Below are 25,591 nucleotides of genomic sequence, written 5' to 3'. Positions count from 1 at the left end.
GTCGGGGGCGTCCGGGCGATCCGGTGGGGCAGGTGGACCGGGCCGACCCGGAGGGTCCGGACGGTCCGCTGCCCGGCCGCCAGGTCGCGCTGATCGACCTGCTGGACCGACTGCTCTCCGGCGGAGCCGTCATCACCGGCGACGTGGTGCTCTCCGTCGCGGACATCGACCTCGTACGGGTGTCGCTGCGTGCCCTCGTCGTGTCGATCGGGCCGTCGACCCCGTCACCCTGGGCACCGCCCCCGGACGCGGACGGAACGGTGCGGCGGTGAACACGGCCGACGACGGCGTGGCGCCCAGCGGAGCGGCGCGCGGCCCGCACGGCGCAGGCCGTGCCGCGAGGCGGGGAGAGGACGTCGCCGAGGCCGTGGACCGGGCGCTGCGGCGGCTCCCGGCCGTCGCGCCCGGTCCGCCGCGGGCACCGGCCTCCACGCCGACCCGTCGCATCACCACCGACCCCGACACCGTGGAACAGGACCTCATGCGGCTGGTCCTGACCGTCGTGGAACTGCTGCGCCAGCTCATGGAACGGCAGGCGCTGCACCGCGTCGACCAGGGTGATCTCACCGAGGACCAGGAGGAACGCCTCGGCATGACGCTGATGGTCCTGCACGACCGCATGGAGGGCCTGTGCGCCGAACACGGGCTAACCCTCGCCGACCTCAACCTCGACCTCGGCCCGCTCGGACCCTTGCTCACCCCACCCGACTGACCCGCCGATCGAACGCGTGGCCGACCGGCCAGGATTCGCGGGAGGCGCTTCGGGTACTCCCGCCCTGCACGGACTCCGGCCGAGTCGACACCGGCCGGACCTGAACCACCGGAGAATCGGAGGAACGCGGGCATGCTGTCTCACGTGCTGGAAGGCGGGGTCCTGGTCGTGACGGTCCACGGGCCGCCCGGCGCCGAAGGGCCCGCCCGCCTGGCCGCCGACATCAGCGCCCTCGTCCTCGCCCATCGGCCGATGCCGGTCGTGGTGGTGCTGGAGGCATCCGGCACCGGCGGCACGGCGGTCGACGCCGTCATACAAGCGCACCGCTTCTGTGCCTCCTCCGGGGTGCTGATGTCGGTCGTCTCGCACCGCGCGGCCGACCGGCGGCTGCTCGAAGCGGGCACCGCCACCGCCACCTGTGCGCCTGCGGACGGGGCCGCCGGGGCCCCTGCCGGGGGAGGCCATCGCATGGTCGTCCACGCCCGGACCGACACCGCCATCGCGGCGGCCTTCGCTGCGGCAGCCTGACGGGCATACGGCATACGGCGCGCGGTATGCGGCAGGGGCTTGAGGCACGCCGGTCCCGTGTCCTGGTCGGGTGTCCGTCCGGCATGTTCCTTTTGGGCTCTTGGTGTTGTTTGTGTCGTGAAGGGTGGGTAACCCGGCAGAGCATGAACACGACGCCAGCCGCCCGTCCGGAGGGGCAGAGCCGACTGCTGTGGCTCCTCGACCGTGTCGAGCGTGAAGAGCGGGCCGACCCCTTGATCGACGTTCTCGGCAAGGCGGTCCGCGCGGTTCCGCTGGGGCGCGGCCGGGACCTTCTGCACGGTCGGTGGCTCGGCCACCCCGTCCATCCGATCGCCGTGCAGGTACCGGTCGGCAGCTGGCTCTCCGCGGCCGTCCTCGACGCCCTTCCCGGCCGGGACCGCGAGGCCGGTCTCCTGGTCGGGGTCGGGCTGGCGGGTGCGGTGCCCGCGCTGGTGACCGGCGCCGTCGACTGGGCGGAACTGCTGCGGCCCCAATCCCGGGTCGGCCTGGTGCACGCCCTCGCCAACACGGCCGCCGTCGGTCTCTACACCGCGTCGCTCCTGTACCGCGTCACCGGACACGGCGGCAAGGGCCGCGCCTATGGGCTGATGGGCCTCACGGCGGTCGGCGTCGGCGGCATGCTCGGGGGCCACCTCGCGTACCGGCAGGCCGCGGGCGCCAACCACGCCGAAGAGGTGCCGCACGTCGTGAGCGAGGGCTGGCACCCGGTGGGCGCGGTGGCGGAGTTCCCGCTGGACACAGCCGTACGGCGGAGCGTGGACGACGTTCCGGTGCTGGTGGTCCGCGAGTCCGGCGGCGAGATCCACGCGCTGGCCGACCGGTGCAGCCACCTGGCCGGTCCGCTCTCCGAGGGGGAACTCGTCGACGGCTGCGTCAGCTGTCCCTGGCACGGCAGCGCCTTCCGCCTCACGGACGGCTGGAACGTCCGCGGGCCCGCGACCGCACCGCAGCCCGCCTTCGACACCCGTGTCAGGGACGGACACGTCGACGTCCGGCTGACCTGACGGCCGCCGATGCCGTCACCTGCCGACGGCGAAGACATTCCGCGCGAACTCGCTTGACCAGTACGGGACTTCGTCCGGACCTTTCGGGCCCGTGCCGTCGACCTCGGGGGCAATCCCCCATAGGGTGGCAGCCGTCGTTCGTCGGCTCACCCCACCCCGTGCCCCCAGAGGACCAGGATGTCGACCAGGCTTGTCAAGAACCTGACAGCGGCGGCGGTCGCGCTGCTCTGTCTGTCCCTTGCTGCGCCCACCTCGGGCGCCGCTCCCCGGACGGTGGCCGGGACCACCTCCGCCACCGACGCGGTGGCCCCCGCTCACGCCACGGCCCAGGCCCCCGCCCTCGACGCCTGGCAGCCGCCGCTGTCCACCCGTGGCCGGTGGGTGGTGGACGCGCGAGGTGACCGGTTCCGGCTCAAGTCGGCCAACTGGGACGGCGCGCAGGGCTCCTGGAACGGCAGCGGCGACACCGCCGACCCCGCCAACCACCACGCGGGCCAGAACGCGAACGGCATCCCGCTCGGCCTGGACCGGGTGCCGATGGCCCGGCTCCTCGCCGACTTCCGTGAACTCGGCGTCAACAGCATCCGGTTGCCGTTCTCCAACGAGATGATCCGGGCGACGGACCCCGTCCCGGACGCGGCGGTCGCCGCCAACCCGGCCCTGCGCGGCAGGACCCCGCTCCAGGTCTTCGACGCCACCGTGTCCGCGCTCACCGGCGCCGGATTCGCGGTGATCCTCAACAACCACACCAACACGAGCCGTTGGTGCTGCGGGGTGGACGGCAACGAGCGCTGGAACAGCAGCCAGACCACCGAACGATGGGTCGACGACTGGGTGTTCATGGCGCGCCGGTACGCCGCCGACCCGCGTGTGGTGGGCGCCGACCTCTACAACGAGGTCCGGCGCGACATCCTCGACGACCCCAACTGGGGCCTCGGCGATGCCCACGACTGGTTCGCCGCCTCCCGGCTCGCCGCCGACCGCATCCTCACCGAGGCCAACCCTGATCTGCTGATCGTCGTCGAGGGCATCAATTGGACCGGCCTGCCCGTCGACGGGCTGCCCCACGAGCGGCCCACCCTCGCCCCGGTCCGCACCCTCTCCCACACCCTCCTCGCCTCCCACAAGCTCGTGTACTCCGCGCACTTCTACGGCTACACCGGCCCCCGGCACAGCGGCGCCACCGGCATCGGCGAGACCAGCGACCCCCGCTACCAGGACCTCACCCGCGACCAGCTCTTCCAGACCCTCACCGACCAGGCCTTCTTCGTCACCACCGAGGGACGGCACCACACCGCGCCGGTGTGGATCAGCGAGTTCGGCATCGGCAGCGGCGAGAACGGCACCGCCGCCCGTGCCTGGTTCGGCAACCTCACCGACTACTTCGCCGACCACGACGCCGACTTCGCCTACTGGCCCCTGGTCGGCTGGGAGGGCCACGACGACTGGGCGCTGCTGCGCTACGACACCGCCGGGCGCCGCCACGGCCTCCTCGACGGCGGGGACTGGCGCGGTACGGGCTGGCAGCGGCTGATGACCGCGCCGAGCCGCACCGGGCAGGTCCAGCCGGTCGCCGACTGGCGGATGCTCACCACCGACCGCGGCGACGACGTACGGTCGCTGCGGGTGCGCGCGAGCGGCGACTGGGACTCCGGGGCGTCGAAGGCGGCCTGCCCCGACGGCCTGCGGCTGGCCGGGCTCAGCAGCACCGGCGGGCGCGGGCTGTGCATCGACGCGGGCGCCGGGGACCTGCGGGCCACCGGCACCGCGCAGACCGTCGTCACCGACGAGCGGCATGTCCCGGCGGGCGGCGACTGGGCCGGCGGCTACACGAAACTCCAGTGCCCGGCGGGCCAGTTCCTCATCGGCTACAGCCGTCGCGGGGAGCGCGTCTCGGCGGCGCTGTGCGCGCCCGCCCGGACCGCCCTCGGCCGCCCGGCCCGGACCGTCTGGTTCGACCGGTCCGACAACAGGCCCGCCGACGGCGTCGGCGGCGAGTTCGCGCCGGGCCGCTACAAGGGCCAGTGCGCCTCTGACGAGTTCGCGGCGGGCATCGCCTTCACCACCCGCGTGGGCAGCAGGCAGGGACCGGCGGCCCTGCTCTGCGGACCGCTGCGGCCCTGACCGCCGCGGGAGGGTGGGCGCGGGGGAACACTCAGCAGATCCGGGGGAGTTGCTCGCCCAGCGGGGTGTCCACGACACGGGTGCCGCCCAGGCCGGTCGCGGAGACGACCATGCCCGGATGGTCCGGCACGCACCGGCCGATCGCCACCGCCTCCCTCCCCAGCGGGTGGGCCCGCAGGGCGGCGAGGCAGGCGTCGGCCCGGTCCGGGGGCACGAACGCGACCAGCTTGCCCTCGTTGGCGACGTACAGCGGGTCGAGGCCGAGGAAGGCGCAGGCGTTGGCGACCGTGTCCGGCACCGGGAGGTCGTTCTCGACCAGGGCCACACCGACCCCGGAGGCGCCCGCGATCTCGTTGAGCGTGGTCGCGAGCCCGCCGCGCGTCGGGTCGCGCAGCACGTGCACGTCCGGGCAGACCGCCAGCAGTTCCGCCACCAGACCGCCCAGCGGGGCTGTGTCGCTCTCGATCGCCACCCCGAACTCCAGGCCCTCCCGCACACTCATGATCGCCACCCCGTGCACCCCGATCGCCCCGCTGACCAGCACGACGTCGTCCGGCGCCGCCCGCTGCGGGCGGATGTCGACGCCGTCGGGGACGTACCCGATGCCGGACGTGTTGATGAAGACGCCGTCCCCGTGCCCGGCCTCGACCACCTTGGTGTCCCCGGTGACCACGGTGACCCCGGCCCGGCGCGCCGCCTCCCCGAACGCGCGGGCCACCGCGGCGACCACGTCCAGCGGGACGCCCTCCTCCAGGATGAACCCGCAGGACAGGTAGGCCGGGCGGGCGCCGGACATCGCCAGGTCGTTGACGGTCCCGTTGACCGCCAGGTCCCCGATGCTGCCGCCGGGGAAGAACAGCGGGCGGACGACGAACGAGTCGGTGGAGAAGGCGAGCCGCTCACCGGAGGCGGGCAGCCGCGCGGAGTCGCCCAGTTCGGCCAGGGTGTCGTTGCCGAACGCCGGGGCGAAGAGGTGCTCGACCAGTTCGGCGGAGAGGGTGCCGCCCCCGCCGTGCCCCATGACGATCCGGTCGTGGTCGCGCAGCGGCGCGGGACAGGTCCAGCCGGAGAAGTCGGCCGGGACGGCCGTCTCCCGCCCCCCGTCGGCCCGGTCGCCGCTGTCGGCCTTGTTGGTTTTGCCGGCACTGCTGGTCCTGTCGCTCGTGTCCGTCACGTCGGCCGTGTCGTGATCCGTCCTCGTGTCAGCCAAGGGAACGCGCCTCCTCCTTCTGCGCCTTCTGCTTCTCGTGCTCCTTCCGTTCCTGGTGTTCCTTCTTCCTCCCGCGTGTGCCCGGCTCCGCGGGGGCGGCGGTGACCGGCAACTGGAGCCTGCGGTACAGGTAGTAGGCGGCGCACGCGCCCTCGCTGGAGACCATGGTGGCGCCGAGCGGATTGCGTGGGGTGCACTCCTTGCCGAACGCGGCGCACTCGTGCGGCTTGATCAGCCCCTGGAGGACCTCGCCGCTGCGGCACACCGTGGACTCGCTGGTGTGCAGGTCGGCCACCGCGAAACGGTACTCGGCGTCGTAGTCCCGGTACTTGGGCGACAGCCGCCAGCCGCTGCGCGGGATCATGCCGATGCCGCGCCAGGCCCGGTCGGTCACCTCGAACACGTCGGAGAGCATGGCCTGCGCCGCCGGGCTGCCGTCCTCCTGCACGGCGCGCGGATACGCGTTCTCGACGGTGTGCCGTCCGGCCTCCAACTGCCGCACCGCACGCCGGATTCCCTCCAGGATGTCGAGCGGTTCGAAGCCGGTCACCACGATGGGCACCCGGTGCCGTTCGGCCAGCTCGGGATACTCGGCCGTGCCCATGACGGTGCAGACGTGCCCGGCGGCGAGGAATCCTTGCACCCGGCAGTCCGGGGAGTTCATGATGGCGTCGATCGCCGGGGGCACCCGCACATGGGAGACCAGCAGGCTGAAGTTGGTGATGCCGAGCTTCTTCGCCTGGTAGACGGTCATCGCGTTCGGCGGGGCGGTGGTCTCGAAGCCGATGCCGAAGAACACCACCTGCCGGTCGGGGTTCTCCTGCGCGACGCGCAGCGCGTCCAGTGGCGAGTACACCACCCGCACGTCACCGCCCTCGCTCTTGACCTTGAACAGGTCCCGACCGCTGCCGGGCACCCGCAGCATGTCGCCGAAGGAGCAGAACACCACGTCCGGGCGGGCCGCGATCTCCAGCGCCTTGTCGATGATCTCCAGTGGGGTCACGCACACCGGGCAGCCGGGCCCGTGGATGAGTTCGATCTCGTCGGGCAGCAACTGGTCGATGCCGTGCCGGATGATCGAGTGGGTCTGCCCGCCGCACACCTCCATCAGCGCCCACGGGCGGGTGGTGACGGCCCGGATGTCGTCGAAGAGCCGCCCGGCGAGCACCGGGTCGTTGAATTCGTCCAGATACTTCACGGCCGTCCCTCCTTCTCGGCGGACCTCGCGGACCTCACGGACCCGGTCGGCCCGGCGCCCTCGGCCGGCACGCCGTCCGCACCGGCATCCCGCGCGGCCTTGGCCCACGCGTCTCCGAACTCCTCCTCCAACACCCCCAGGTTCTCGAAGAGTTCGAGGGTCTGCTTGGCGGACTCCTCGTCCAGACGTTGCAGCGCGAAGCCCACGTGCACGATCGCGTAGTCGCCGACCCGCATGTCCGGGACGTACTCCAGGCAGACGTCCTTGACGACGCCGCCGAAGTCCACCTTGGCCATCCGGGTCGCGTCGCGTTCCTCGATCTCCAGCACTCGGCCGGGTACGGCAAGGCACATGACGGACTCCTCACTCTCCGGTGCGGGCGGCGACGATCAACTGGCCGAGCGCCAGGCCGCCGTCGTTGGGGGGCACCCTGCGGTGCGTGAGGACGGTGAAGCCGTCCCGTTCCAGCGCGTCGCGGCAGCCCGTGACCAGCAGGGTGTTGCAGAACACCCCGCCGGAGAGCGCCACCGTGCCGAGCCCGGTGTCCCGGCGGGCCGCCCGGCACACCTCGTGGACCAGCGTGACGACGGCGTCGTGGAAGCGCCGGGCGACCACGCCCGCCGGCACCCCGGCGATCGTCTCGGCGGCCACGGCGGCGAGCACCGGCCCCGGGTCGGCCAGCAACGGCGCCCCGGCCGCCGCGGACTCCGGGTACAGCCCGAACCGGTAGGCCCCGCCCGCCGGTTGAGAGACCGAAGCGCCCTCAGCACCCACGGCACCCCCAACTCCTATGGCACTCTCGCCCCCCGCCTCACCCGTCGGCTCCGCCGCCAGCGCCGCGCCCTCCAGTTCCATCGCCGCCTGCGCCTCGTACGCGACCCGGTGGCGGGTGCCGGTCAGGGAGGACACCGCGTCGAAGAGGCGGCCCATGCTGGAGGTCGGGACGCAGTTCACGCCGCGCTCCAACTGGCGCTCCAGCAGCGACCGTTCGCTCTCGTCGGTGCGCCGGACGCTGGGCAGGCCGGGCGACCAGGGCAGGCCCGCCGCCCACAGGTGGGCGAGCGCCGTCCGGTAGGGATTGCGCACGGCCGCGTCGCCGCCCGGCAGCGGCACATACCGCAGATGCGCGAACCGCCGGTAGCCGTCGTAGTCGGCGAGCAGCACCTCGCCGCCCCACACCGCGCCGTCGTCGCCGTAGCCGGTGCCGTCGAAGGCGACGCCGATCACCGGGCGGGCGCCGTCGAGGCCGTGCTCGGCCATCGCGGCGGCCACATGCGCGTGATGGTGCTGCACGTGGACCACCGGCAGCCCGCGCTCCCGGCCCGCCCGCAGCGCCCACCGCGTCGACCGGTAGCCGGGGTGGCGGTCGGCGACCAGCAGACGGGGCGTGACCGAGGTGAGGCCGGCCAGGTGGGCGGTGGCCCGCTCGAAGGCGGTCAGCGTGGCCAGGTCGTCCATGTCGCCGACGTGCGCGGACAGCCAGGCGTACCGCCCGCCGCCCACGCAGAACGTGTTCTTCAGATCGCCGCCCACCGCCAGCGCGGGCACGACCGGCGCGGGCAGCGCGACCGGCAGCGGGGCGTAACCGCGCGAGCGCCGCACGGGCAGCTCCGCGCCGCCGCAGATCCGCACGACCGAGTCGTCGCACGGCACGTGGATCGGCCGGTCGTGCAGCAGCCAGGCGTCGGCGAGCCCGTCCAGCCGGACCAGCGCCTCCGCGTCGTCGGTGACGATCGGCTCGCCCGCCCGGTTGCCGCTGGTCAGGACCAGGACCCGCGGGCCGGGCGGATCGCCGGGCAGCCCGAGCAGCAGCCGGTGCAGCGGCGTGTACGGCAGCAGCACGCCCAGGTCGGGGCTGCCGGGCGCCACCTCGGCGGCGATCTCCGGCGACGACGGATCGCGGCGGCGCAGCAGGACGACCGGCCTGCGCGGCCCGGTCAGCAGGGCGCCCTCGGCCGCGTCCACGTGGGCGAGGCGCTCCGCCGTGGCGAGGGAGTCGGCGAGGACGGCGAACGGCTTGGCGCCCCGGTTCTTGCGCTTGCGCAGGGCCCGCACAGCGAGCGGGTCGGAGGCGTCGCAGGCCAGGTGGTAGCCGCCGATCCCCTTGACGGCGACGACGGCCCCGTCCGCCACCATCCGGCGGGCCTCCCGCAGCGCGTCGCCGTCCCGCAGCACGCCCGGCCCCGCCACCGCGCCGGGGAAGCGGTGGGCGGCGCCCGGCGTGTGCAGCAGGGCGAGCCGGGGACCGCAGTCGGGGCAGGCGACGGGCTGGGCGTGGAAGCGCCGGTCGGCGGGGTCGGCGTACTCGCGGGCGCAGGCGGGACAGAGCGGGAAGCCCGCCATGGTGGTGTTCGCCCGGTCGTAGGGCAGGCCGGTGACGATCGTGAAGCGCGGGCCGCAGTGGGTGCAGGTGACGAACGGGTGCCGGTGGCGGCGGTCGGCCGGGTCGGCCAGCTCGGCCAGGCACGCGTCGCAGGTCGCGGTGTCGGGGGAGACCAGCGTGCGGCCGGGGCCGCCGCCCGAGGGCCGGATCGTGAAGCCGTCGTCGTGGCCGGGCGGTACGGCGTGATGGTCGACCGACTCGACGACGGCGAGCGGCGGCGCCCGCGTGCCGATCTCCGCGCAGAACGCGTCGACGGCCGCCGCCGGGCCCTCGACCTCGGTGTCCACGCCCCGCGCGTCGTTGGCGACCCACCCGGTCAGCCCGTGCTCGGCCGCCAGCGCGTGCACGTACGGCCGGAAGCCGACGCCCTGGACGACGCCCCGGACGGTGACGTGCCTGCGCGCGCGGGCCGTGCTCATGACGGGACGGCCGGGCCGGTCGCCGGGGCCGGCAGGGCAGGGGCTCCGTGGTCGTGGTGGTGGAGGTGCGCCTCGTGCCGCGCCGCGAGGACGGGCGTGTGCGGTACGGCGTCCCCGTCGGCGTGGGCCAGGACGCGGGCCAGCAGCGCGTCCACGCCCGTACCGGTGCGGGCCGACGTCTCGACGACCGGCACCCCCGGATTGACCTGCCGCACCCCGTCCAGGAACGCGGGCCGGTCGAAGCCGACGGCGTCCGCGAGGTCGGTCTTCGTGACGACGACGACCTGCGCGAGCCCGAACGCGGCCGGGTACTTGAGCGGCTTGTCCTCGCCCTCGGTGACCGACACCAGCACGATCCGCAGCGTCTCGCCGAGGTCGTAGGAGGCCGGGCAGACCAGGTTCCCGACGTTCTCCACGAACAGCAGCCGGGTCCCCTCGGGCAGCCAGGGCTCCAGCCGGGCCTGGAGCATCGAGGCCTCCAGATGGCACAGCCCGTCCGTGAGGATCTGCCGCACCGGGGCCCGCGACCGGGCCAGACGGCGGGCGTCGTTCTCGGTCGCGAGGTCGGCGGTGACCGCCGCGACCGTCGTGCCGCGCTCCCGCGCCCGGGTCAGCAGCGCCTCCAGCAGCTCCGTCTTGCCGCTGCCGGGGCTGGACATCAGGTTGACGGCGACCGTGCCGCGCCCGTCGAGATAGCGGCGGAGCGCGGTCGCGTGCTCGTCGTTCCTCGCGAGGACGGCCCGGTGCAGGTCGACCGAACGGCACATGGTCTACCTCCCGGAGATGGAGTGTTCCGTGTCGGGATCGGTGCCGGGGGCCGGTGCCGGACCGGGCGGGTCCGTGACCAGCCGGACGATCTCCAGTTCGCGGCCGGAGAGCAGGACGAGCGGGAGGGCGCACGCGTCGCACCAGAGCACCGGAGGCATCCCGGTCAGGCTCTCGCGGCCGCAGCCGTCGCAACGGGCCCGTCCCTCCACAGTCTCGATCAGCAGCGTGGCGCCCGCCAGCGCGGTGCCCTCGGCGGCCACCGTGAAGGCCAGGTCCAGCGCCTCGGGGACGACCGCCGCCAGCTCCCCGATCCGCAGCGTCAGCGCGCGCACCGGGTCCGGGCCCGCGAGCGGCGCCACCTCGTCGACGACGGCCGTGGCCAGCGCCAGTTCGTGCACGCCCCTCACCTCCCGCCCCGGGCGGGGCGCCGCGCGGAGCGGTGCGGCGCCGGGCTCCTGGTTACGCTGGAAGGGCGATGGACGCACACGAGGCCGAGTGCCGCAGCCTGCTGCCCCCGGTGCTGCTCCTGCTGCTGGCGGAGCGCCCGGGACACGGCTACGAGCTGGTCCGGAGGCTGGCCGCGATGGGCTGGACGGACGTCGACTCCGCCCACGTCTACCGGCTGCTGCGCGGCCTGGAGGCGTGCGGCTCGGTGACCTCCTCCTGGGACGCCTCCTTCCACGGACCCGCCCGGCGCGTCTACACCGTCACGCACCAGGGCGCCATGGAACTCGCCCTGTCCTTCGTCCGCCTCGGCGAACTCCACGGCGTCCTCCACCTCTTCCTGGAGCGGTACGGACAACTCCGCGACGCGACCGGCCCCGACGGCACCGGTCCCGAGCCCACCGGTCCCGGCACCGACGCGGGGGTGCACCCCGGCCCCGGGAAGGGACCGCGGGCGCCTTCCGTGGGGAGCGGCCGTGCGGACCGCGCGGAGCGCCCGCATCACATGCGCCGCAACCGCACGTAGCGCCGGACGTCCGCCAGGTTGCGTGCCATCTCGTAGGCGATCGCGAGGCCCACCGCGACGCCCAGCCAGGTCAGGCCCGAACTTGCGTGCATGGTCAACTCCTCGTCCGTGTGCGGGTGATGTCGTGGGTGAGCCGCAGCACCAGGTCGACGGCCGGTTCCACGGCCCGTGCCACCGGCGGGGTCAGTCCGAGGCCGTCGCCGACGTCCCCGGGTTCGCAGCCGACGACCCAGACCCGGTCCGGCAGGCTGCCGCCCACCGCGGCGCGCAGACCACGGGCCTGCCGCAGCACGGCCGCCGGGTCCATCGAGTGGCCGTCCATCGCCACCGGCCGCGCCCGTTCCTCGGCTTCGTCCCCGGCGGCGGCGGGGGTGCCATCCGCCGCCGGGAGCTGCCCGGCGTCCAGGGTGTAGAGCGTGCCGGGCGGTCCGTCGCGGTGGACCGCGTCCACCAGGACGAGGGTCGCGCAGCCGTCCAGCAGGCGGTACGCCAGGTGCAGGCCCCGGATGCCGGCGTCCATCAGCTCGACGCCGTCCGGCAGCACCGAGGGGCCGCGCAGGGCGAGCCGTTCGACGGTCTCGACGCCGAACCCGTCGTCGCGCCGGAAGACGTTGCCGACCCCGGCCACCAGCACGGACGGTCCCGGCGGTCCGGCCGGGCCCGGGGCCCCGGTCACGACGGCCTCCCGCCGGACTCCGGTACGACCTCGTCGGGCCGGAAGTACAGAAAGCGGCCCTGGGCGCGGCGCAGGTCGGTGCCGGGATCGTCGTCCAGGACCACGGCGAGGTGCGTCTCGCCGTCCAGGTCGGTCACCACCGCCTCGACCGTGGCGCGCCGTCCGCGCAGGAACACGTCCTGGGCGTCGCTGCGGCGGGCGCCCGGCGTCAGCACGACCGCGCTGCCGGTGCCCACGGTCACCCCGTCCACCACGACGGTGTCGGGCGGCTCCCCGCTCCCCGGCCCGTGCCCCTCTCCCGCCCCGGAACCCGCCCCGAGGCCGTCGCGCGCCGGGTCCCACCACGGATGCCCCGGCCCGTCGGGCAGCGCCAGGCGCGGCACGGGCCCGTCGGCCGCGGCCGACGGATCGGGGCGGCCGCCGCTCTCCGCCGGCCCGGGGCCGGCCGCCCGCTCCGGCCCGGACCGGGCTTCCGTCTCCCCGTCGACGTCGCGCAGTTCACGGATCGCGCCGTGCAACCGGTCCCGTACGGCGGCGGGCATCGCGTCGACCAGGTCGATCACCTCGGCCGCGCGCGGGTCGGTGCCGCGGGCCTCCCGCTTCTCCCGGTCGGTCAGGGCCGCCGTACGCAGCGACAGGATCTCGTCGATCTCGGTGGCGTCGTAGAGCGGGCCGGGGCTCTCCTCGGCGAGCGCCGGATGGTCGGCCAGGATGATCGGCGCCGACAGGACGACGTCGTCGCCGCCCCCGGCGCCCGCCAGCACCGGCCAGGTGTGGTCGTTGCGGCACGCCGCGACCTCGGCGCGGGCCCACTCGGGCGGGTCGGTCATCGACAGGAAGCGTCCGCCGGGCACTGCGAGCAGCAGGTGCGCGCCGACGAGGGAGTGGGCGAGGGCCGGGGCGCGGTCGGGGCCGGACCGGTCGGCGGGCGTCGTGTTGCGCACCGTGACCGTCAGCCGCAGCACCCGGTAGGGGCCGGGGAGTTCCGTCAGCGCGGGGCTCAGCGTGCCGGTGACCCGCCCGGCGCGCCGGACCAGCCGCCCGACGGCCCGCCCGGCCGCGTCCTCGACCGGTTCGCTGCGGCGGTCGGCGGGGAGGTCGAAGGCGACATCCCAGTCCTCGACCCCCTCGCCGGTTCCGGCGGTCGGAGCGGTCGGAGCGGTCCGGGTGGTCCCGGTGGTGTCGTCGTCGCCCGTCGTGGCGCGGGCCGGGAGGTGGATGCGGACCGTCTCCTCGGTGCCCTCCTCCCACGGGACGAGTACGCGGTCCGGCAGCTCCAGCTCGGGCACCTCGGTGTACGTGCCGTCCGCCGCCCGGCGCTCCACCGTGCGCCGCCAGACCCGCAGGAAGCGCAGCTCCACCGACACCTCACGGGCCGAGCGCGGCTCCAGCAGGCACTCGGCGCGCAGCGCGTCCGGTTCGCCTCCGGTGTCCGCGGCGGGCGGCACGAGCACCCCGAACTGCCAGCGCAGCCGGTTCTTGGCGGCCGACGCCCGGTAGGGGTAGAGGACGTAGCCCTCGTACAGGACGGCGTCGGCGACCGCGCGGGCCGCGGCCAGTGGGTCCGGGGTGCCGCGGGCGCCGGTCACGACGGCCGCCCCCCGCGGGCCTCGGCGGCGGCGAGCAGCTCGGTGAAGACCTGCTCCCAGGACGGCAGGGCGTGCGCCGACCGGTAGCGGCGCAGCGCGTCCAGGCAGTCGTCGCGCACCCGTATCCAGCCGGTGCCCGGGAAGTAGTCCTCGATCATCTGCCGCCACACCTGGACCGGCATCCGGAACGAGGACTCCTTGTGCCAGGGGATCGGCTCGGCGCGGAACCCGCCGCGCCCGGTGAACACCGTGCCCGAGTACAGCATCAGCAGCGGGATCTCACCCTGGGCGAGGGCGCGGAAGTAGGACGCGGAGGCCACCTCGGTGTCGTAGGTGCAGGGCACCGGCAGGTCGACCTCGGTGACGCCGGTGAAGCCGGGCACGGCGATCGAGGCGTGCGCGAACTGGAGCGGTTTGAGGGTGGTGTCCCAGCGGCCGGGCTCCCCGAACAGGTCGGCGAGCATGTCGGTCTCCTCCGGGGCGTAGGTGCGGCGGGCGGGCTCGACGCGGAGCTGGCAGCGCAGCGCGATCGCGTGCACGGCCTGGTGGTCGATCTCCTCGATCCGCAGCCCGAACAGGAGGGTGGGCCCGGCGCCGAACGGCTCGACGCGGACACCGGTGCAGGTGATGTCCAGGTCGGTCACGGCGCGGCCTCCGGTCCCACCGGCCGGGCGGCGGCGCGGACGCGCTCGAAGAACGCGGCGAGGTCGGCCCGTGCCTCGGAGCCGCCGTCGAAGCCCTTCCAGTGCAGCCGCATCCGGCCCACCAGCTCATAGCAGACGTCGACCGGCACCAGCGCGCACAGGGTGGGCCCGCCGCGCTCCTGGTGGACGAGGAGGGCCTCCACGTCGGGTTCCAGCAGCGCGGCCAGCGGGGTGCGGCCGATGACCTCGTCCCAGGTGGCCGGGTCGAGTTCGCTCTCGGTGGCGCCCGCCGGGCTCGGATAGAACGCGCACAGCCGCTCCAGCGCGGAGTTCCGCAGGAAGAAGGCGAGCCCCACGGGGATCTGGAGCCGCGCCCGGTCCTGTTCGCCGAGCCGGAACCCCGGGTCGACGAGATACCGGTCCGGTACGGCGCGGAAGCGGCCCTGACCGGCGGGGGAGCGGCCCCGTCCGGCACCGGGACGGTCCAGCAGCAGATGGCAGGCCGGGCACACGCACTTCAGGGCGCGCCGCTCGGTGTCGACGAGGTGCCGGTGCTCGGCGGGCAGCGGCTCCCCGCACAGCTCGCACCGCTCCCCGGGCGGCGGGGGCCGCCGGGTGAACTGCCGCAGCACGTCGGCCGTCACGACACCGCCCCCGCCCGCTCCGGCAGCGCCACCCGCACCCCGCCCGCCGCCTCCTCCAGCAGCGGCAGCGGGTCGAGGTGCCCCCGGCGGCCCGCGCCCGCGTGCCGTACGTCGTACTCGGCGCCGCAGTCCGCGCAGCGCAGCAGCTCCCCGGCGAGCGCCGCCCCGGCCAGTCCGGCGCCGCAGGCCGGGCAGGCGTCCCGGTAGGCGTAGAGGCCGCCCGGCAGCCGCACGAAGAGCAGCGGGGTGCCGTCGACGCGCGCGGTGCCCGAGGTACGGCCGGGCGCGGGCAGGCGGTCCGCGCCGACGGGGTGCCAGTGCGCGGGGCCGGGCGCCGGTCCGGGGTCCGCCGGGGGTGCGGCGGGGCCGGGCGCGTCCTCGGGCGGCCGGGGCAGGATCTGGAGCAACGGCCCCGCCCCGTCGGCCGGTTCGCCGATCGCGCCCTCCACCTCGATCCGGGCGATCTCGGGCGCGGCGCGGGCCACGGCCTCCTCGATGGTCCAGCGCACGGTCTGCGTCGACGAGGGACAGCCCTCGCAACTGCCGCGCAGCCGCAGCCGCAGCACCGGGCCGTCCGCGCCACCGTCGGCCGGGCCGGTGCCCGCGTCCAGTCCGGTGCCCTCGTCCAGGCCGAGGACGTCCACGTCGCCCGCGTGGGAGCCGAGATACGGCCGTACCTTGTCGAGGGCGTGCTCGACGCGGGTGAGGGTGTCCTCGGGGTGCAGGTCGTGCAGGATCAGCAGGTCCGCGACGAGTTCGTCGGCGGTCAGCACGGCCAGCGGGTCGGACCCGGCCGGGGCCGCGCCGAGCAGCCGTACCGTGCGGGCGAGGCCCTCGCCGTAGAACTCGACGAGCGTGCGCACCAGTTCGTCGGCGGTCGCCCGGACCCGCGGGTCGGGGGTGCGCGCCAGTTCGTCGAGGAGGGCGGCGACCCGCTCGCCCGTCTCCTGTCCGGCCATCGGTGCCCCTTCCTCCTGCTCCCGCGGGCTACGGCCCGCACGTCACGTCCGGCCGCTCTTCCGCCGGGTCAGCCCGCGAGTCCGCTGAGGCCGGTCGGCAGATGGGTCCGCTCCACCGTCCGGCCGCCGCCGACGTACATGTGCACGCCGCACGGCAGACACGGGTCGAAGCTGCGGACGGCCCGCATGATGTCGATGCCCTTGAAGTCGTCGGGCGGGTTCTCCTCGAAGATCGGCGTGTTCTGCACCGCGTCCTCGTACGGGCCCGGCGTGCCGTAGGAGTCGCGGACGCTGCCGTTCCACGGAGTCGGCGGGTACGGGTGGTAGTTGGCGATCTTCCCGTCCCGGATGACCATGTGGTGGCTGAGCACCCCGCGCACCGCCTCGGTGAAGCCGCAGCCGATCGACTCGTCGGGGACGTCGAACTTCTCCCAGGTCTGGTGGCGTCCGGCGCGGATCTCGGCCATCGCCTGCTCGGCGAAGTGCAGGGCGGCGGCGGCCGCGTACGCCTGGAAGTAGGTGCGCGCCCGGTTGCGTTCGAGGGCGTTGCTCCACTTCGGGATGTGCCACTCCAGGGTCTTCTCCGGCTTGGTCATGGTGCGCGGCAGGTTGATCCGCACGCTGTGCCCGGTCGCCTGCACGTACCCGATGTCGACCAGCCCGGACAGCGCCGTGGACCACAGGCGGGCGATGGGTCCGCCGCCCGTGTCGAGCGCGAGGTGGTGCTCGCCGTCGAACCAGCGCGGGGACATCACCCAGCTGTACTTGTCGTCGAAGTCCCGCTTCTGCGGGGCCGGGACGGTGTGCTGGTTCCACGGATGGCGCTCGTCGACCGTGTTGCCCAGCGGGTCGCGTTCGACGAACTTGCCCATCCCCACCCAGTCCTCGTAGTACGAACTGCCCAGCAGGATGCGGATGCCGAGGTTGATCTCCGTGAGGTCGTTGGTGACCAGCTCGCCGTCCACGACGACGCCCGGCGTGACGAACATCCGCCGCCCCCACTCGCTCATCCGGGCGTACGTGAAGTCGCAGTACTCGGGGTCGTTGAGCGCGCCCCAGCAGCCCAGCAGGACCCGGCGGCGGCCGACGTCCTCGTAGCCGGGCAGCGCCTCGTAGAAGAAGTCGAACAGATCGTCGTGGAGCGGGACGACCCGCTTCATGAACTCGACGTACCGGGTGAGGCGGGTGAGGTAGTCGGTGAACAGCTGCACCGTGGCGACCGTGCCGACGCCGCCCGGGTAGAGCGTGGAGGGGTGCACGTGGCGGCCCTCCATCAGGCAGAACATCTCCCGCGTGTAGCGGCTGACCTGGAGCGCCTCGCGGTAGAACTCGCCCTCCAGCGGGTTGAGGGAGCGCATGATGTCGGCGATCGTCCGGTAGCCGTGGTCGGCCGCGTGCGGCGCCTCGGTGCGCTCGGCCAGCTCCAGGACGCCGGGGTTGGTCTCGCGGACCATCCGCTCGCAGTAGTCCACGCCGACCAGGTTCTCCTGGAAGATGTTGTGGTCGAACATGTACTCGGCGGCCTCGCCGAGGTTGATGACCCATTCGCCCAGGTGCGGGGGCGCCACCCCGTACGCCATGTTCTGCGCGTACACCGAGCAGGTGGCGTGGTTGTCGCCGCAGATGCCGCAGATGCGGCTGGTGATGAAGTGCGCGTCGCGCGGGTCCTTGCCGCGCATGAACACGCTGTAGCCGCGGAACACCGACGAGGTGCTGTAGCACTCGGCGACCCGCTTCGCCTTGAAGTCGATCTTCGTGTGGATGCCGAGACTGCCCACGATGCGTGTGATGGGGTCCCAGGACATCTCCACGAGGCCGTCACCGGTCGGCCTGCCCGTCACCGTCGCCATGGCGCCGCTCGCTTCTCTGTCGGTTCTTCCTGCCCTGTCGCCGGACGCCGGTCGGGGTCCGTCCCGGCCGGTCGGGTGCTCACCAGGGCGCCCGGTAGCCGGTGGTGAGCTTCTCGCCCTTGCCCCGCCACCTCGGTTCCTTGTCCAGCGTCTTCTCGGTGAAGTGCCGCAGCCGCCGCACCACCGAGCCGTAGACGGTGCTGGCCGCCGAGGACACGTGCCCGCCGGGCGGCTCGTCCATGAACGGCATGAACTTGTCGGGGAAGCCCGGCATCGTGCAGGCGATGCAGATCCCGCCGACGTTGGGGCAGCCGCCCACCCCGTTGATCCAGCCGCGCTTGGGCACGTTGCACTTCACGACCGGCCCCCAGCAGCCCAGTTTCACCAGGCACTGCGGGGAGTCGTACTCCTCGGCGAACTGCCCCTGCTCGTAGTAGCCCGCCCGGTCGCAGCCCTCGTGCACGGTCGCGCCGAACAGCCAGGTCGGCCGCAGCTCCGCGTCCAGCGGGATCATCGGGGCCGCGCCGGTCGCCTGGTACAGCAGGTACAGCAGCGTCTCGGAGGCGTTGTCCGGGTGGACCGGGCAGCCGGGGATGCACACGATCGGGATGCCCGCCGCGGACTTCCACTCCCAGCCGAGGTAGTCGGGCACGCCCATCGCCCCGGTCGGGTTGCCCGCCATCGCGTGGATGCCGCCGTACGTGGCGCAGGTGCCCATCGCGACGACGGCGAGCGCCTTCGGGGTGAGCCGGTCCAGCCACTCGCTGGTGGTGATCGGCTGCCCGGTCTCCGGGTCGTCGCCGAACCCGCACCAGTAGCCCTCGTCCTTGACCCGCTCGTTCGGGATGGACCCCTCGACGACCAGCACGAACGGGTCGATCTCGCCCCGCTCGGCCTTGAAGAACCACTCGATGAAGGTGTCCGCGCCCTGTACCGGCCCGCACTCGAAGTCGATCAGCGGCCAGTGCACGGCCACCTTCGGCAGCCCGGGGAGCGCGCCCAGGGCGATCTCCTCGATGCTGGGCTGGGTGGCGGCCGTCAGCGACACGGAGTCCCCGTCGCAGCTCAGCCCGGCGTTGATCCAGAGGATGTGGACGGTCGGCGCCTCCGGTTCCTCGGCGCGTGCGGCCGTCCCGGCCAGAGTGTCGGTCGAGGCGTTCATGAGCCCTCCTCCGGTCCGCGCGGGGCACAGACATGCCGAATCCTCACTTTTCGGTCTATCACCGGGTGAGGGGACACGTAAGTGCGATCCGGCCCTACACGGAGCCGCCCGCCCGCGGGAGAGCCGGGGCCGCGGGCGCGGGAGGGAATCCGGTTGCCCGGAGTCGATCTCCGCTCCTACGGTCGGGCGCATGGCGGATGACGAAGACACGCGCGCGCGACGGCTGCTGGACGCGCAGGCGAAGGCGGTCCGGCTCTTCGAGGAGATCGACCGGCGCGGCCTGGTGGCGCCCGGCCGGGGCGAGCGGGAGGTCAGCGACCAGGTCAGGGACCTGGCGAACGAACTCTTCGGGACCACCCGGCACTGGCACAAGCGGATCGTGCGGTCCGGCCCGAACACGCTCAAGCCCTACCGGGAGAACCCGCCGGACCGGGTCATCGGCGCCGACGACCTCGTCTTCGCCGACTTCGGGCCGATCTTCGAGGAGTACGAGGCCGACTTCGGGCGGACCTTCGTCCTCGGCGACGACCCGGTCAAGCACCGGCTGCGCGACGACCTGCCCGAGGTGTTCGCCGCCGGACGCCGTTTCTTCGAGGCCGACCCGGACATCACCGGCGCCGCCCTGTACGCCGAGGTGGCCCGGCTCGCCGAGGCGGCCGGGTGGGAACTGGGCGGCTGGCACGCCGGACACCTGGTCGGCGAGTTCCCGCACGAGTGGATCGACGGCGCCGACGTCGAGTCGTACGTCGCCCCCGCCAACGAGACCCCGATGCGGCGCACCGACAAGGCCGGGCGCCGCTGCCACTGGATCCTGGAGATCCACCTCGTCGACCCGGAGCGCGGATTCGGCGGCTTCTACGAGGAGCTGCTCACCCTGCGCTGACGCCACGCCCGGCCCGCACCCCGGGCGCCCACGTGTCAGGTGCGCGGCAGCCGGGTCACCGTCTCCAGGTAGAACGTGTCGATGCTGCGGACGGCCCGCTCGAAGTCGTCGAGGTTGACGGGCTTGGTGACGTAGGCGTTGGCGTGCCGCCGGTACGCGCCGTTCACGTCGTCGGGGGCCGAGGAGGTGGTGAGGACGACCACGGGGATCGTGCACAGCTCCTCGTCGTCCTTGATCACCGCCAGCAGCTCACGGCCGTTCATCCGGGGCATGTTGAGGTCCAGCACGATGAGATCGGGGCGCGGGTTCGCCGGATCGCGCAGGTACTCCAGCCCGGCGACACCGTCCTGGACCTGCGTCAGGTTGCGGGCACCGCACTCCAGCAGGGCCTCCTCGATGAGCAGCGCGTCGGCCGGATCGTCCTCGACCAGCAGCACGTCGTAGGGGCGGGAAGGGGCGATCATCATCGGGGGCTCCCGTTGCTGGGTTCTGCTGAAGGGGGTGTCTCGGGGGGCTGTGCGGTCCGGGGGGTCCCGGTGGTGCGGTCGGACGGGTCGAGCAGACCCGGCCAGCGACGGCGGGCGCCCTGCCGGGTCAGGTTGGAGGCGCGGCCGATCTGCGGATAGCCGGCCCCGGCGGCCGCCGCGCGTCCGGCGCGGTCGGCCTCCAGCCGGTCCACGGCCGCCTGGAGATAGGTGAGCAGGTGCAGGTGCGCCAGGGCCCGCGTCTGCTCGGCGGTGAAGTCCTCCGCGCCCGCCACGGGCTCGAAGACATGCGGAACGAGACGGTCGACGAGGTCGCCGATCTCCCGCACGGCGAGTTCCCCGATCTCGCTGTCGGTCATCCGCAGCCGGAAGTGGATGCCTGGCATGCGCACACAGTAGGCGGAGCCGACGGGCGATGACAACATCCGTTGTCGTGGGCGCTACAGTGTCCCCGCCGCGTACACGTCGGACCGGCCCGGACCCCTGAGGAGTACCCCCGATGAGCGCGGGAATGCCACCGTCCACCCGCCAGGGCGCCATACGCCGCTGGACCACCCGCCGCTGGCTGCGGGTCGGTGTCGGCGCCGCCCTCGTGCTGCTGGCCGTCCTCAGCGGGGTCGGGGTGTGGGCCATGGACCGCGCGACCTCCCTCACCCACGAACTGGTCGACACGCGCTCGCCGTCGCTCACCAACTCCGTCCGCCTGGAGACCGCCCTGGTCAATCAGGAGACCGGTGTGCGTGGCTACGGCCTCACCGGGGACCGGCAGTTCCTGGAGCCGTACCAGAAGGGCCTGGCCGACCAGAAGACGGCCGTGGACCGGCTCGGCGAACTCCTCGTGAACAACGCGCGCGGCCGGTCCGACCTGCGGACCGTCCTCGACCGCGCCCGCACCTGGCAGGAACTGCTCGCCGTGCCCGTGGCGAGCGCGCCCGCCGGGGCGCCCGTCCCGCTCGCCACGGAGCGGGCCGACGCGGGCAAGGCCGCCTTCGACCGGCTGCGGGAGGCCATGACCGTTCAGCAGGACCATCTGCGCGACGCCCGGGTCGACGCGGTCGACGACCTCAAGAGCGCCGAACGGCTGCGCAACCTGGTGTTCGCCGTCATCGCGGCCGTGATCGCCCTCATGGCCGTCGCCGTGTTCGAGGGGCTGCGCCGAGGCGTCACGCAGCCGCTGACCCGTCTCGGCGTCGACGCCCGGCGCGTCACCCGCGGCGACTTCGACCACCGCATCACCGCTTCCGGCCCGGCCGACCTGCGCGAGCTGGGCGCCGACATCGAGTCCATGCGGCGCAGGCTCGCCGACGAACTCGGCACCAGCGAACGGCAGCGCCTCCTCCTCGACGCCCGCACCGCCGACCTCAAGCGCTCCAACGAGGAACTGGAGCAGTTCGCGTACATCGCCTCGCACGACCTCCAGGAACCCCTGCGGAAGGTCTCCAGCTTCAGCCAGCTCCTCCAGCGCCGCTACGGCGGCCGGCTCGACGAACGCGCCGACCAGTACATCGCGTACGCCGTCGACGGCGCCAACCGCATGCAGGTCCTCATCAACGACCTGCTCGCCTTCTCCCGCGTCGGCCGCCTCGACAGCGACCGGGAGCCGGTGGACCTCGACGCTCTCGTGGACCGGACCTTCGACACCCTCAGCATCTCCATCGAGGAGTCCGGCGCCCGCGTCGAACGGGACGACCTGCCCACCGTCCTCGGCGACGCCACCCAACTCGGCATGGTCTGGCAGAACCTCATCGCCAACGCGGTCAAGTTCCGCTCCCCGGACCGCACTCCGGAGATCCGCGTCACCGTGGCGGAGGTGCCCGGTCCGCAGGCGGCGGCCGACCGCGCGGACGACCACGCGACGGGGACCGGCGGCGCCGAGACCGAACGGGAGGCGCGCGGCATGTGGCGGTTCACCGTTAGGGACAACGGCATCGGCATCGACCAGGCCTACGCCGACCGCATCTTCGTCATCTTCCAGCGGCTGCACACCAAGGACCGCTATCCCGGCAGCGGCATCGGCCTCGCCATGTGCAAGAAGATCGTCGAACACCACGGGGGCACCATCACCCTCGACGCCACCGAGGGCCCCGGTACGAGCATCTCCTTCACGCTGCCCCGGCGACCGGCGCTGCCCGCGATCCCGGAGGGCGAGGCGGCTCAAGTGGCCGAGGCGGAAGGGGTGGACGGGGCCGGACCCGAAGATCCGGCGGCACCGGCCGACCCCCGGTGACGTGCGGCCGCCCTGCCGCGCGGGCCGGTCGAAGGCACCGCGGGGCGTCGGTCAGGAGGTGCTCCACTTCTGGTGGGGGGCGCCCGAGCAACTCCACTGCTGGAGACGGGCCCCGGCGGCGGTCGCCTGGTCGCGGACGTCGACGCACTTGTCGGTGCGCACGTTGACCAGGTCACCGGCGGTGTCGAGCCGGAACCGCTGGGCGTCCGTGCCGTTGCAGGAGACCAGCTGGATCGCCGAGCCGTTGTGATCCGTGCCGCCGTCCACGTCCATGCACCGGCCCAGGGCGCGCACCGTCCCGTCCGGCAGGAAACGCCAGGTCTGGCGGGCCGCCCCGGTGCAGCCCGCCAGTTGGAGCGGGGTGCGTTCCTCGGTACGGCCGCCCGTGACCTCGACGCAGCGGCCGGACGCGGCGCCCCGGATCCGCACGCCCGCCCGCCTGCCGCCGGGCCCCTTGCCGGGGGCCGGGGACTTCACCGGGGCAGCGGTCTCGGAAGGTGAGGCGGAGGCGGACGCGGAGGGCGGGGGAGAGGCCGACGGGCTGGCCGAAGCCGTCGGCGGTGTGGGGGAGGCGGCACCGGGGGCGGCGGGTGCTCCCGTGCCCTGGCCCTGGCCGAGGGCGGTCCGTCCGGCTGCCTGCGCCGACGTGGCGCGTCCGTCGTCCCCGCCGCCGCGCACCAGGAACGGGACGCCGACGGCCAGCGCGCCCACCAGGACGACGGCCCCGGCGAGCAGCGCCTTGCGCGAGCGGCGGGGCGGGGCGGCGTCCCGAGCGGGGGTGGGGGTGGGAGCGGGGGGACGGGGGCCCGCCGGTTCGGCGGTGAGCGCCGCGAACTCGGCCGCGGCGGCCGACATGGGCGGCACGGGGTCCCCGCCCGGCCGGTCCCCCTGCCGGTGGTCTGCCGCGGCCGGGTCCCCGGCGTTGCGCGCGCCCGAGGCGGCGACGGCGTCGGCGATCGCGGACGGGCCCGGCGCCCGGCGCGGCAGGGGCCGCCGTGCGGGCCGGGCCCGGCCGGTCTCCGCCGTCGGTTCGTGGGGGGAGGCGCTCATGGGGTCCTTCCGGTGGCTCGGCGACGGTCCGGCGGCCGTGACCGGCCGACTCGGGCGCCGACTCGGGCCAGGTGACGGGGAGTTCGCCGGACGTACGCAGCCGCCGAGCATAGCGGGCCCCGCCGCACGCCGACGTGAGGGGACGGGCGGATGGGCGGACGGTCATGGACGGGCGGACCTGCGGGAGGCTGGATCTGCCGTACGGGCGGGCGGAGTTCGGGGCCGTCGATCGCGGGCCCGCCGAGCCGGAGTGGTCGACCAGGTTGTCCCCGCAGGGGAATTGGGCCACGGCGGAGGCGTGCCGCCCCGGACCTCAGCGGGGCGGGTCCGTCGCGTGCGGGTTCGCGGCGGCGCCCTCGGTGCTCAGCAGCACCACCGTGGCGTCCGGGCCGAGTCCGAGGACCGTACGGCGGCCGTCCGCGCCGTCGCCCGTGAGCGCGGCGCGGACCCCGGCGAGCGGCGCGGCCCCGCACGGACCGGCGGCGACCCCGAGCGCCGCGAGGTCCCGGGCCGCGCGGGCCGCCGAGGCGTCGGACACGGCCACCGCCGCGTCCAGCCCGTCCCGCAGGAACGGCCAGGCCAGGGTGGACGGGGTGCCGCAGTTCAGCCCCGCCATCGTGGTCCGCCCGGTGGGTACGGTGACCGGCGCCCCGGCGGCCAGCCCGCGCAGCACGCACGCGGCGGTGTCGGGCTCCACCGCGAGCAGCGCCGGGGGAGGGGACCCGGCGGGGCGGCTGCGGTAGTGGGTGACGACGGCCTGCGCCAGCGACCCCACCCCCACCGGCACGGCCACCAGACCGGGCGGCGCGGACCCCGCCGCCGAAAGCTGCTCGTCCACCTCGGCGCAGAGGGTGGCGTAGCCCTCCACGATCCAGCCCGGAACCCGCTCGTAGCCCGGCCAGCCGGTGTCCTGCACGAGGACCGCGCCCGGCGCCCGCGCGGCCCGCCGCGCCGCGCGCACGGCGTCGTCGTAGGAGCCGGGGACGCGGGTGACCCGTGCCCCCTCGGCGGCGATCGCCTCGGCGGCAGCCGGGTGCACCCCGTCCGGGACGTGGACGTGCGCGCGCTGTCCGCGCAGCCGGGCGGTCCGGGCGAGGGCCCGCCCGTGGTTGCCGTCGGTCGCGGTCACCAGCGTCAGCGGCTCCGGCTCCGGCTCCGGCGCCGTCCGTTCGGCGCGGCCCGCCTCCGGCTGCCTGTCGGGCGCCGCCGCGGCGAGCAGCCGGTCCACGGCCCAGGCCACGCCGAGCACCTTGAACGCGGGCAGCCCCAGACGGTCGGACTCGTCCTTCACGAAGACGCGCCCCACGCGCAACTCGGCTGCGAGGGAGGGCAGTTCGATCAGCGGAGTGGGTGCGTAGCCCGGCAGCGCGGCGTGGAAGTCCCGTACCCCGGCGGGCGCGGGCGCGCACCGCCAGGAGAGGGCGCCCGTCCGGGCGTACCAGGTGGAGTGGGGCGGCGGGGTGGGGTGCGGCGGGGCCGGGGTCTTGTCGGTCACGGCACCAGGGTGCGGGGCGCGGGACCGCGGGTCCAGCGAGATCGCCGCAGGGGCGTGCCGCCATTTCCGGGCTCACCCCTCAGTAGCGTGCCGCCGTTCCCCGGCGCGCTACAGGGTGGTCCTGCCCCGGAGGAACTCGCGTACGAGCGGCGGCACTTCGGCGTCGGCCGCCTCCGCGAGCGGCACCCAGCGCACCCGTTCGGCGGGGAGCGTCGCCTCCGAGGAGGGGGAGTCGCTCAGCAGGCGGCACACCACGACGGGGACCGCCGGTGCCGGGGTCTCCTCGGTGGGCCGCAGCAGGGAGGAGCCGTCGACGAGGTAGCCGGTCAGCTCGTAGACCGCGCGCGCCGCCGTCGCCTCGGGCGTCTCGGCGGCCTCGGGTGTCCCCGCGGGCAGTCCCCAGGCCTCCGCCGCCCCGACCAGCAGCAGTCTCCCGTTGTCCACGACGACCGCCTCGACCGTGCCGCGTGCCGTCCGCTCCAGCGTCATGCCCCAACCGCCCTTCCCCGTACGGCGGGACCGTCGGACCGGCCCCGTTCCCGTCCTCCCCTTCCTACCCCCGCGACCGGCCGGGGAACGCCCAAGGCTGT

General features: G+C 74.4%; 27 protein-coding genes. 8 read left to right on the top strand and 19 right to left on the bottom strand.

Going from position 1 to position 25,591, the window contains the following annotated elements; all coding sequences use genetic code 11:
- The first annotated feature begins 32 nt into the window (after positions 1-32).
- From ACIQPQ_RS10635 to ACIQPQ_RS10615, 5 genes are all read left to right on the top strand, one after another.
- The gene (locus ACIQPQ_RS10635; RefSeq protein WP_401302385.1) at positions 33-272 is read left to right on the top strand and encodes a gas vesicle protein; all 240 of its coding nucleotides are present in this window, start codon (positions 33-35) and stop codon (positions 270-272) included.
- Positions 269-712 carry a gas vesicle protein K gene (locus ACIQPQ_RS10630; protein ID WP_401302384.1) on the top strand — a complete coding sequence of 148 codons (444 nt, stop codon included), beginning with the start codon at positions 269-271 and terminating at the stop codon, positions 710-712. The genes ACIQPQ_RS10635 and ACIQPQ_RS10630 overlap by 4 nt, the downstream gene beginning before the upstream one ends.
- Before the next feature lie 132 nt (positions 713-844).
- On the top strand, positions 845-1,240 hold the full coding sequence (locus tag ACIQPQ_RS10625) for a hypothetical protein (protein WP_401302382.1): 396 nt from the start codon (positions 845-847) through the stop codon (positions 1,238-1,240).
- A gap of 143 nt (positions 1,241-1,383) precedes the next feature.
- On the top strand, positions 1,384-2,265 hold the full coding sequence (locus ACIQPQ_RS10620) for a Rieske 2Fe-2S domain-containing protein (RefSeq protein ID WP_401302380.1): 882 nt from the start codon (positions 1,384-1,386) through the stop codon (positions 2,263-2,265).
- Positions 2,266-2,442: 177 nt separating this feature from the next.
- Positions 2,443-4,389, top strand: coding sequence for a glycoside hydrolase family 5 protein (locus tag ACIQPQ_RS10615; RefSeq protein WP_401302379.1), 1,947 nt, complete (start codon positions 2,443-2,445; stop codon positions 4,387-4,389).
- 31 nt (positions 4,390-4,420) lie between these two features.
- Here the strand turns inward: ACIQPQ_RS10615 and hypE are convergent, their stop codons facing one another.
- From hypE to ACIQPQ_RS10585, 6 genes are all read right to left on the bottom strand, one after another.
- Complete coding sequence (gene hypE, locus ACIQPQ_RS10610) at positions 4,421-5,410, bottom strand: hydrogenase expression/formation protein HypE (RefSeq protein ID WP_401302682.1); 990 nt, start codon at positions 5,408-5,410, stop codon at positions 4,421-4,423.
- Positions 5,411-5,591: 181 nt separating this feature from the next.
- Complete coding sequence (gene hypD / locus ACIQPQ_RS10605; RefSeq protein WP_401302377.1) at positions 5,592-6,797, bottom strand: hydrogenase formation protein HypD; 1,206 nt, start codon at positions 6,795-6,797, stop codon at positions 5,592-5,594.
- Positions 6,794-7,150: a HypC/HybG/HupF family hydrogenase formation chaperone gene (locus tag ACIQPQ_RS10600; protein WP_401302375.1), complete on the bottom strand. Its 357-nt coding sequence runs from the start codon at positions 7,148-7,150 to the stop codon at positions 6,794-6,796. The genes hypD and ACIQPQ_RS10600 overlap by 4 nt, the downstream gene beginning before the upstream one ends.
- A gap of 10 nt (positions 7,151-7,160) precedes the next feature.
- Positions 7,161-9,599, bottom strand: coding sequence for a carbamoyltransferase HypF (gene hypF, locus ACIQPQ_RS10595; protein ID WP_401302374.1), 2,439 nt, complete (start codon positions 9,597-9,599; stop codon positions 7,161-7,163).
- The gene (gene hypB, locus ACIQPQ_RS10590) at positions 9,596-10,366 is read right to left on the bottom strand and encodes a hydrogenase nickel incorporation protein HypB (protein WP_401302372.1); all 771 of its coding nucleotides are present in this window, start codon (positions 10,364-10,366) and stop codon (positions 9,596-9,598) included. Before hypB ends, hypF begins: the two co-directional genes overlap by 4 nt.
- A gap of 3 nt (positions 10,367-10,369) precedes the next feature.
- Complete coding sequence (locus ACIQPQ_RS10585) at positions 10,370-10,765, bottom strand: hydrogenase maturation nickel metallochaperone HypA (RefSeq protein WP_401302370.1); 396 nt, start codon at positions 10,763-10,765, stop codon at positions 10,370-10,372.
- A gap of 77 nt (positions 10,766-10,842) precedes the next feature.
- Here ACIQPQ_RS10585 and ACIQPQ_RS10580 point away from each other — a divergent pair, with 77 nt between their 5' ends.
- Positions 10,843-11,337: a helix-turn-helix transcriptional regulator gene (locus ACIQPQ_RS10580; RefSeq protein ID WP_401302368.1), complete on the top strand. Its 495-nt coding sequence runs from the start codon at positions 10,843-10,845 to the stop codon at positions 11,335-11,337.
- Here ACIQPQ_RS10580 and ACIQPQ_RS10575 read toward each other — a convergent pair.
- The 8 genes from ACIQPQ_RS10575 to ACIQPQ_RS10540 all read right to left on the bottom strand — a co-directional run bounded on the left by ACIQPQ_RS10575 (position 11,313) and on the right by ACIQPQ_RS10540 (position 18,861).
- Positions 11,313-11,429: a DUF6893 family small protein gene (locus tag ACIQPQ_RS10575; RefSeq protein WP_383772866.1), complete on the bottom strand. Its 117-nt coding sequence runs from the start codon at positions 11,427-11,429 to the stop codon at positions 11,313-11,315. The genes ACIQPQ_RS10580 and ACIQPQ_RS10575 overlap by 25 nt on opposite strands.
- 2 nt (positions 11,430-11,431) lie before the next feature.
- Complete coding sequence (locus ACIQPQ_RS10570; protein ID WP_401302366.1) at positions 11,432-12,013, bottom strand: hydrogenase maturation protease; 582 nt, start codon at positions 12,011-12,013, stop codon at positions 11,432-11,434.
- A complete protein-coding gene (locus ACIQPQ_RS10565) occupies positions 12,010-13,602 on the bottom strand; it encodes a hypothetical protein (RefSeq protein WP_401302364.1) in 1,593 nt (530 codons plus the stop codon). The genes ACIQPQ_RS10570 and ACIQPQ_RS10565 overlap by 4 nt, the downstream gene beginning before the upstream one ends.
- Positions 13,599-14,246 carry a DUF6084 family protein gene (locus tag ACIQPQ_RS10560; protein WP_401302362.1) on the bottom strand — a complete coding sequence of 216 codons (648 nt, stop codon included), beginning with the start codon at positions 14,244-14,246 and terminating at the stop codon, positions 13,599-13,601. Before ACIQPQ_RS10560 ends, ACIQPQ_RS10565 begins: the two co-directional genes overlap by 4 nt.
- Positions 14,243-14,890, bottom strand: coding sequence for a DUF5947 family protein (locus ACIQPQ_RS10555; RefSeq protein ID WP_401302360.1), 648 nt, complete (start codon positions 14,888-14,890; stop codon positions 14,243-14,245). The genes ACIQPQ_RS10560 and ACIQPQ_RS10555 overlap by 4 nt, the downstream gene beginning before the upstream one ends.
- Positions 14,887-15,849, bottom strand: a complete 963-nt coding sequence (locus tag ACIQPQ_RS10550) for a NifU family protein (RefSeq protein ID WP_401302359.1) — start codon at positions 15,847-15,849, stop codon at positions 14,887-14,889. The genes ACIQPQ_RS10555 and ACIQPQ_RS10550 overlap by 4 nt, the downstream gene beginning before the upstream one ends.
- A gap of 68 nt (positions 15,850-15,917) precedes the next feature.
- Positions 15,918-17,699: a nickel-dependent hydrogenase large subunit gene (locus ACIQPQ_RS10545; protein ID WP_401302357.1), complete on the bottom strand. Its 1,782-nt coding sequence runs from the start codon at positions 17,697-17,699 to the stop codon at positions 15,918-15,920.
- Positions 17,700-17,778: 79 nt separating this feature from the next.
- Positions 17,779-18,861 (bottom strand): hydrogenase expression protein HypE, encoded by a 1,083-nt coding sequence (locus ACIQPQ_RS10540; RefSeq protein ID WP_401302356.1) that lies wholly within the window; start codon positions 18,859-18,861, stop codon positions 17,779-17,781.
- A gap of 190 nt (positions 18,862-19,051) precedes the next feature.
- Between ACIQPQ_RS10540 and ACIQPQ_RS10535 the strand changes: the two genes are divergently transcribed.
- Positions 19,052-19,744 carry a M24 family metallopeptidase gene (locus tag ACIQPQ_RS10535; RefSeq protein ID WP_401302354.1) on the top strand — a complete coding sequence of 231 codons (693 nt, stop codon included), beginning with the start codon at positions 19,052-19,054 and terminating at the stop codon, positions 19,742-19,744.
- 35 nt (positions 19,745-19,779) lie between these two features.
- Here ACIQPQ_RS10535 and ACIQPQ_RS10530 read toward each other — a convergent pair whose 3' ends face one another.
- Positions 19,780-20,211, bottom strand: coding sequence for a response regulator (locus ACIQPQ_RS10530; RefSeq protein WP_383772884.1), 432 nt, complete (start codon positions 20,209-20,211; stop codon positions 19,780-19,782).
- Positions 20,208-20,615 carry a hypothetical protein gene (locus ACIQPQ_RS10525; protein WP_401302353.1) on the bottom strand — a complete coding sequence of 136 codons (408 nt, stop codon included), beginning with the start codon at positions 20,613-20,615 and terminating at the stop codon, positions 20,208-20,210. Before ACIQPQ_RS10525 ends, ACIQPQ_RS10530 begins: the two co-directional genes overlap by 4 nt.
- Positions 20,616-20,728: 113 nt before the next feature.
- On the opposite strand from ACIQPQ_RS10525, the gene ACIQPQ_RS10520 reads away from it, so the two are divergent.
- Complete coding sequence (locus ACIQPQ_RS10520) at positions 20,729-22,456, top strand: ATP-binding protein (RefSeq protein ID WP_401302351.1); 1,728 nt, start codon at positions 20,729-20,731, stop codon at positions 22,454-22,456.
- 51 nt (positions 22,457-22,507) lie between these two features.
- Here the strand turns inward: ACIQPQ_RS10520 and ACIQPQ_RS10515 are convergent, their stop codons facing one another.
- The 3 genes from ACIQPQ_RS10515 to ACIQPQ_RS10505 all read right to left on the bottom strand — a co-directional run bounded on the left by ACIQPQ_RS10515 (position 22,508) and on the right by ACIQPQ_RS10505 (position 25,490).
- Complete coding sequence (locus tag ACIQPQ_RS10515) at positions 22,508-23,506, bottom strand: ricin-type beta-trefoil lectin domain protein (protein ID WP_401302350.1); 999 nt, start codon at positions 23,504-23,506, stop codon at positions 22,508-22,510.
- Between the two features lie 313 nt (positions 23,507-23,819).
- Positions 23,820-25,001, bottom strand: a complete 1,182-nt coding sequence (locus tag ACIQPQ_RS10510) for a diaminopropionate ammonia-lyase (protein WP_401302348.1) — start codon at positions 24,999-25,001, stop codon at positions 23,820-23,822.
- 108 nt (positions 25,002-25,109) lie between these two features.
- Entirely contained in the window at positions 25,110-25,490 is a 381-nt protein-coding gene (locus ACIQPQ_RS10505; protein ID WP_401302346.1) for an NUDIX domain-containing protein, read from the bottom strand.
- Positions 25,491-25,591: the final 101 nt, after the last annotated feature.

This window comes from Streptomyces sp. NPDC091281 (assembly GCF_044757425.1).
Lineage (GTDB): Bacteria > Actinomycetota > Actinomycetes > Streptomycetales > Streptomycetaceae > Streptomyces.
The sequence above is the reverse complement of the archived record's forward strand: the minus strand, read 5'-3'. Positions and strand labels throughout refer to the sequence as shown.

Bases quoted from the DNA above. Each gene is read 5' to 3' on its own strand.
- ACIQPQ_RS10625 (WP_401302382.1), top strand. From the start codon at position 845: ATGCTGTCTCACGTGCTGGAAGGCGGGGTCCTGGTCGTGACGGTCCAC.
- ACIQPQ_RS10620 (WP_401302380.1), top strand. From the start codon at position 1,384: ATGAACACGACGCCAGCCGCCCGTCCGGAGGGGCAGAGCCGACTGCTG.
- ACIQPQ_RS10615 (WP_401302379.1), top strand. From the start codon at position 2,443: ATGTCGACCAGGCTTGTCAAGAACCTGACAGCGGCGGCGGTCGCGCTG.
- hypE (WP_401302682.1), bottom strand. From the start codon at position 5,410: ATGGGGCACGGCGGGGGCGGCACCCTCTCCGCCGAACTGGTCGAGCAC.
- ACIQPQ_RS10600 (WP_401302375.1), bottom strand. From the start codon at position 7,150: ATGTGCCTTGCCGTACCCGGCCGAGTGCTGGAGATCGAGGAACGCGAC.
- hypF (WP_401302374.1), bottom strand. From the start codon at position 9,599: ATGAGCACGGCCCGCGCGCGCAGGCACGTCACCGTCCGGGGCGTCGTC.
- hypB (WP_401302372.1), bottom strand. From the start codon at position 10,366: ATGTGCCGTTCGGTCGACCTGCACCGGGCCGTCCTCGCGAGGAACGAC.
- ACIQPQ_RS10580 (WP_401302368.1), top strand. From the start codon at position 10,843: ATGGACGCACACGAGGCCGAGTGCCGCAGCCTGCTGCCCCCGGTGCTG.
- ACIQPQ_RS10575 (WP_383772866.1), bottom strand. From the start codon at position 11,429: ATGCACGCAAGTTCGGGCCTGACCTGGCTGGGCGTCGCGGTGGGCCTC.
- ACIQPQ_RS10550 (WP_401302359.1), bottom strand. From the start codon at position 15,849: ATGGCCGGACAGGAGACGGGCGAGCGGGTCGCCGCCCTCCTCGACGAA.
- ACIQPQ_RS10545 (WP_401302357.1), bottom strand. From the start codon at position 17,699: ATGGCGACGGTGACGGGCAGGCCGACCGGTGACGGCCTCGTGGAGATG.
- ACIQPQ_RS10540 (WP_401302356.1), bottom strand. From the start codon at position 18,861: ATGAACGCCTCGACCGACACTCTGGCCGGGACGGCCGCACGCGCCGAG.
- ACIQPQ_RS10535 (WP_401302354.1), top strand. From the start codon at position 19,052: ATGGCGGATGACGAAGACACGCGCGCGCGACGGCTGCTGGACGCGCAG.
- ACIQPQ_RS10530 (WP_383772884.1), bottom strand. From the start codon at position 20,211: ATGATGATCGCCCCTTCCCGCCCCTACGACGTGCTGCTGGTCGAGGAC.
- ACIQPQ_RS10525 (WP_401302353.1), bottom strand. From the start codon at position 20,615: ATGCCAGGCATCCACTTCCGGCTGCGGATGACCGACAGCGAGATCGGG.
- ACIQPQ_RS10520 (WP_401302351.1), top strand. From the start codon at position 20,729: ATGAGCGCGGGAATGCCACCGTCCACCCGCCAGGGCGCCATACGCCGC.
- ACIQPQ_RS10515 (WP_401302350.1), bottom strand. From the start codon at position 23,506: ATGAGCGCCTCCCCCCACGAACCGACGGCGGAGACCGGCCGGGCCCGG.
- ACIQPQ_RS10505 (WP_401302346.1), bottom strand. From the start codon at position 25,490: ATGACGCTGGAGCGGACGGCACGCGGCACGGTCGAGGCGGTCGTCGTG.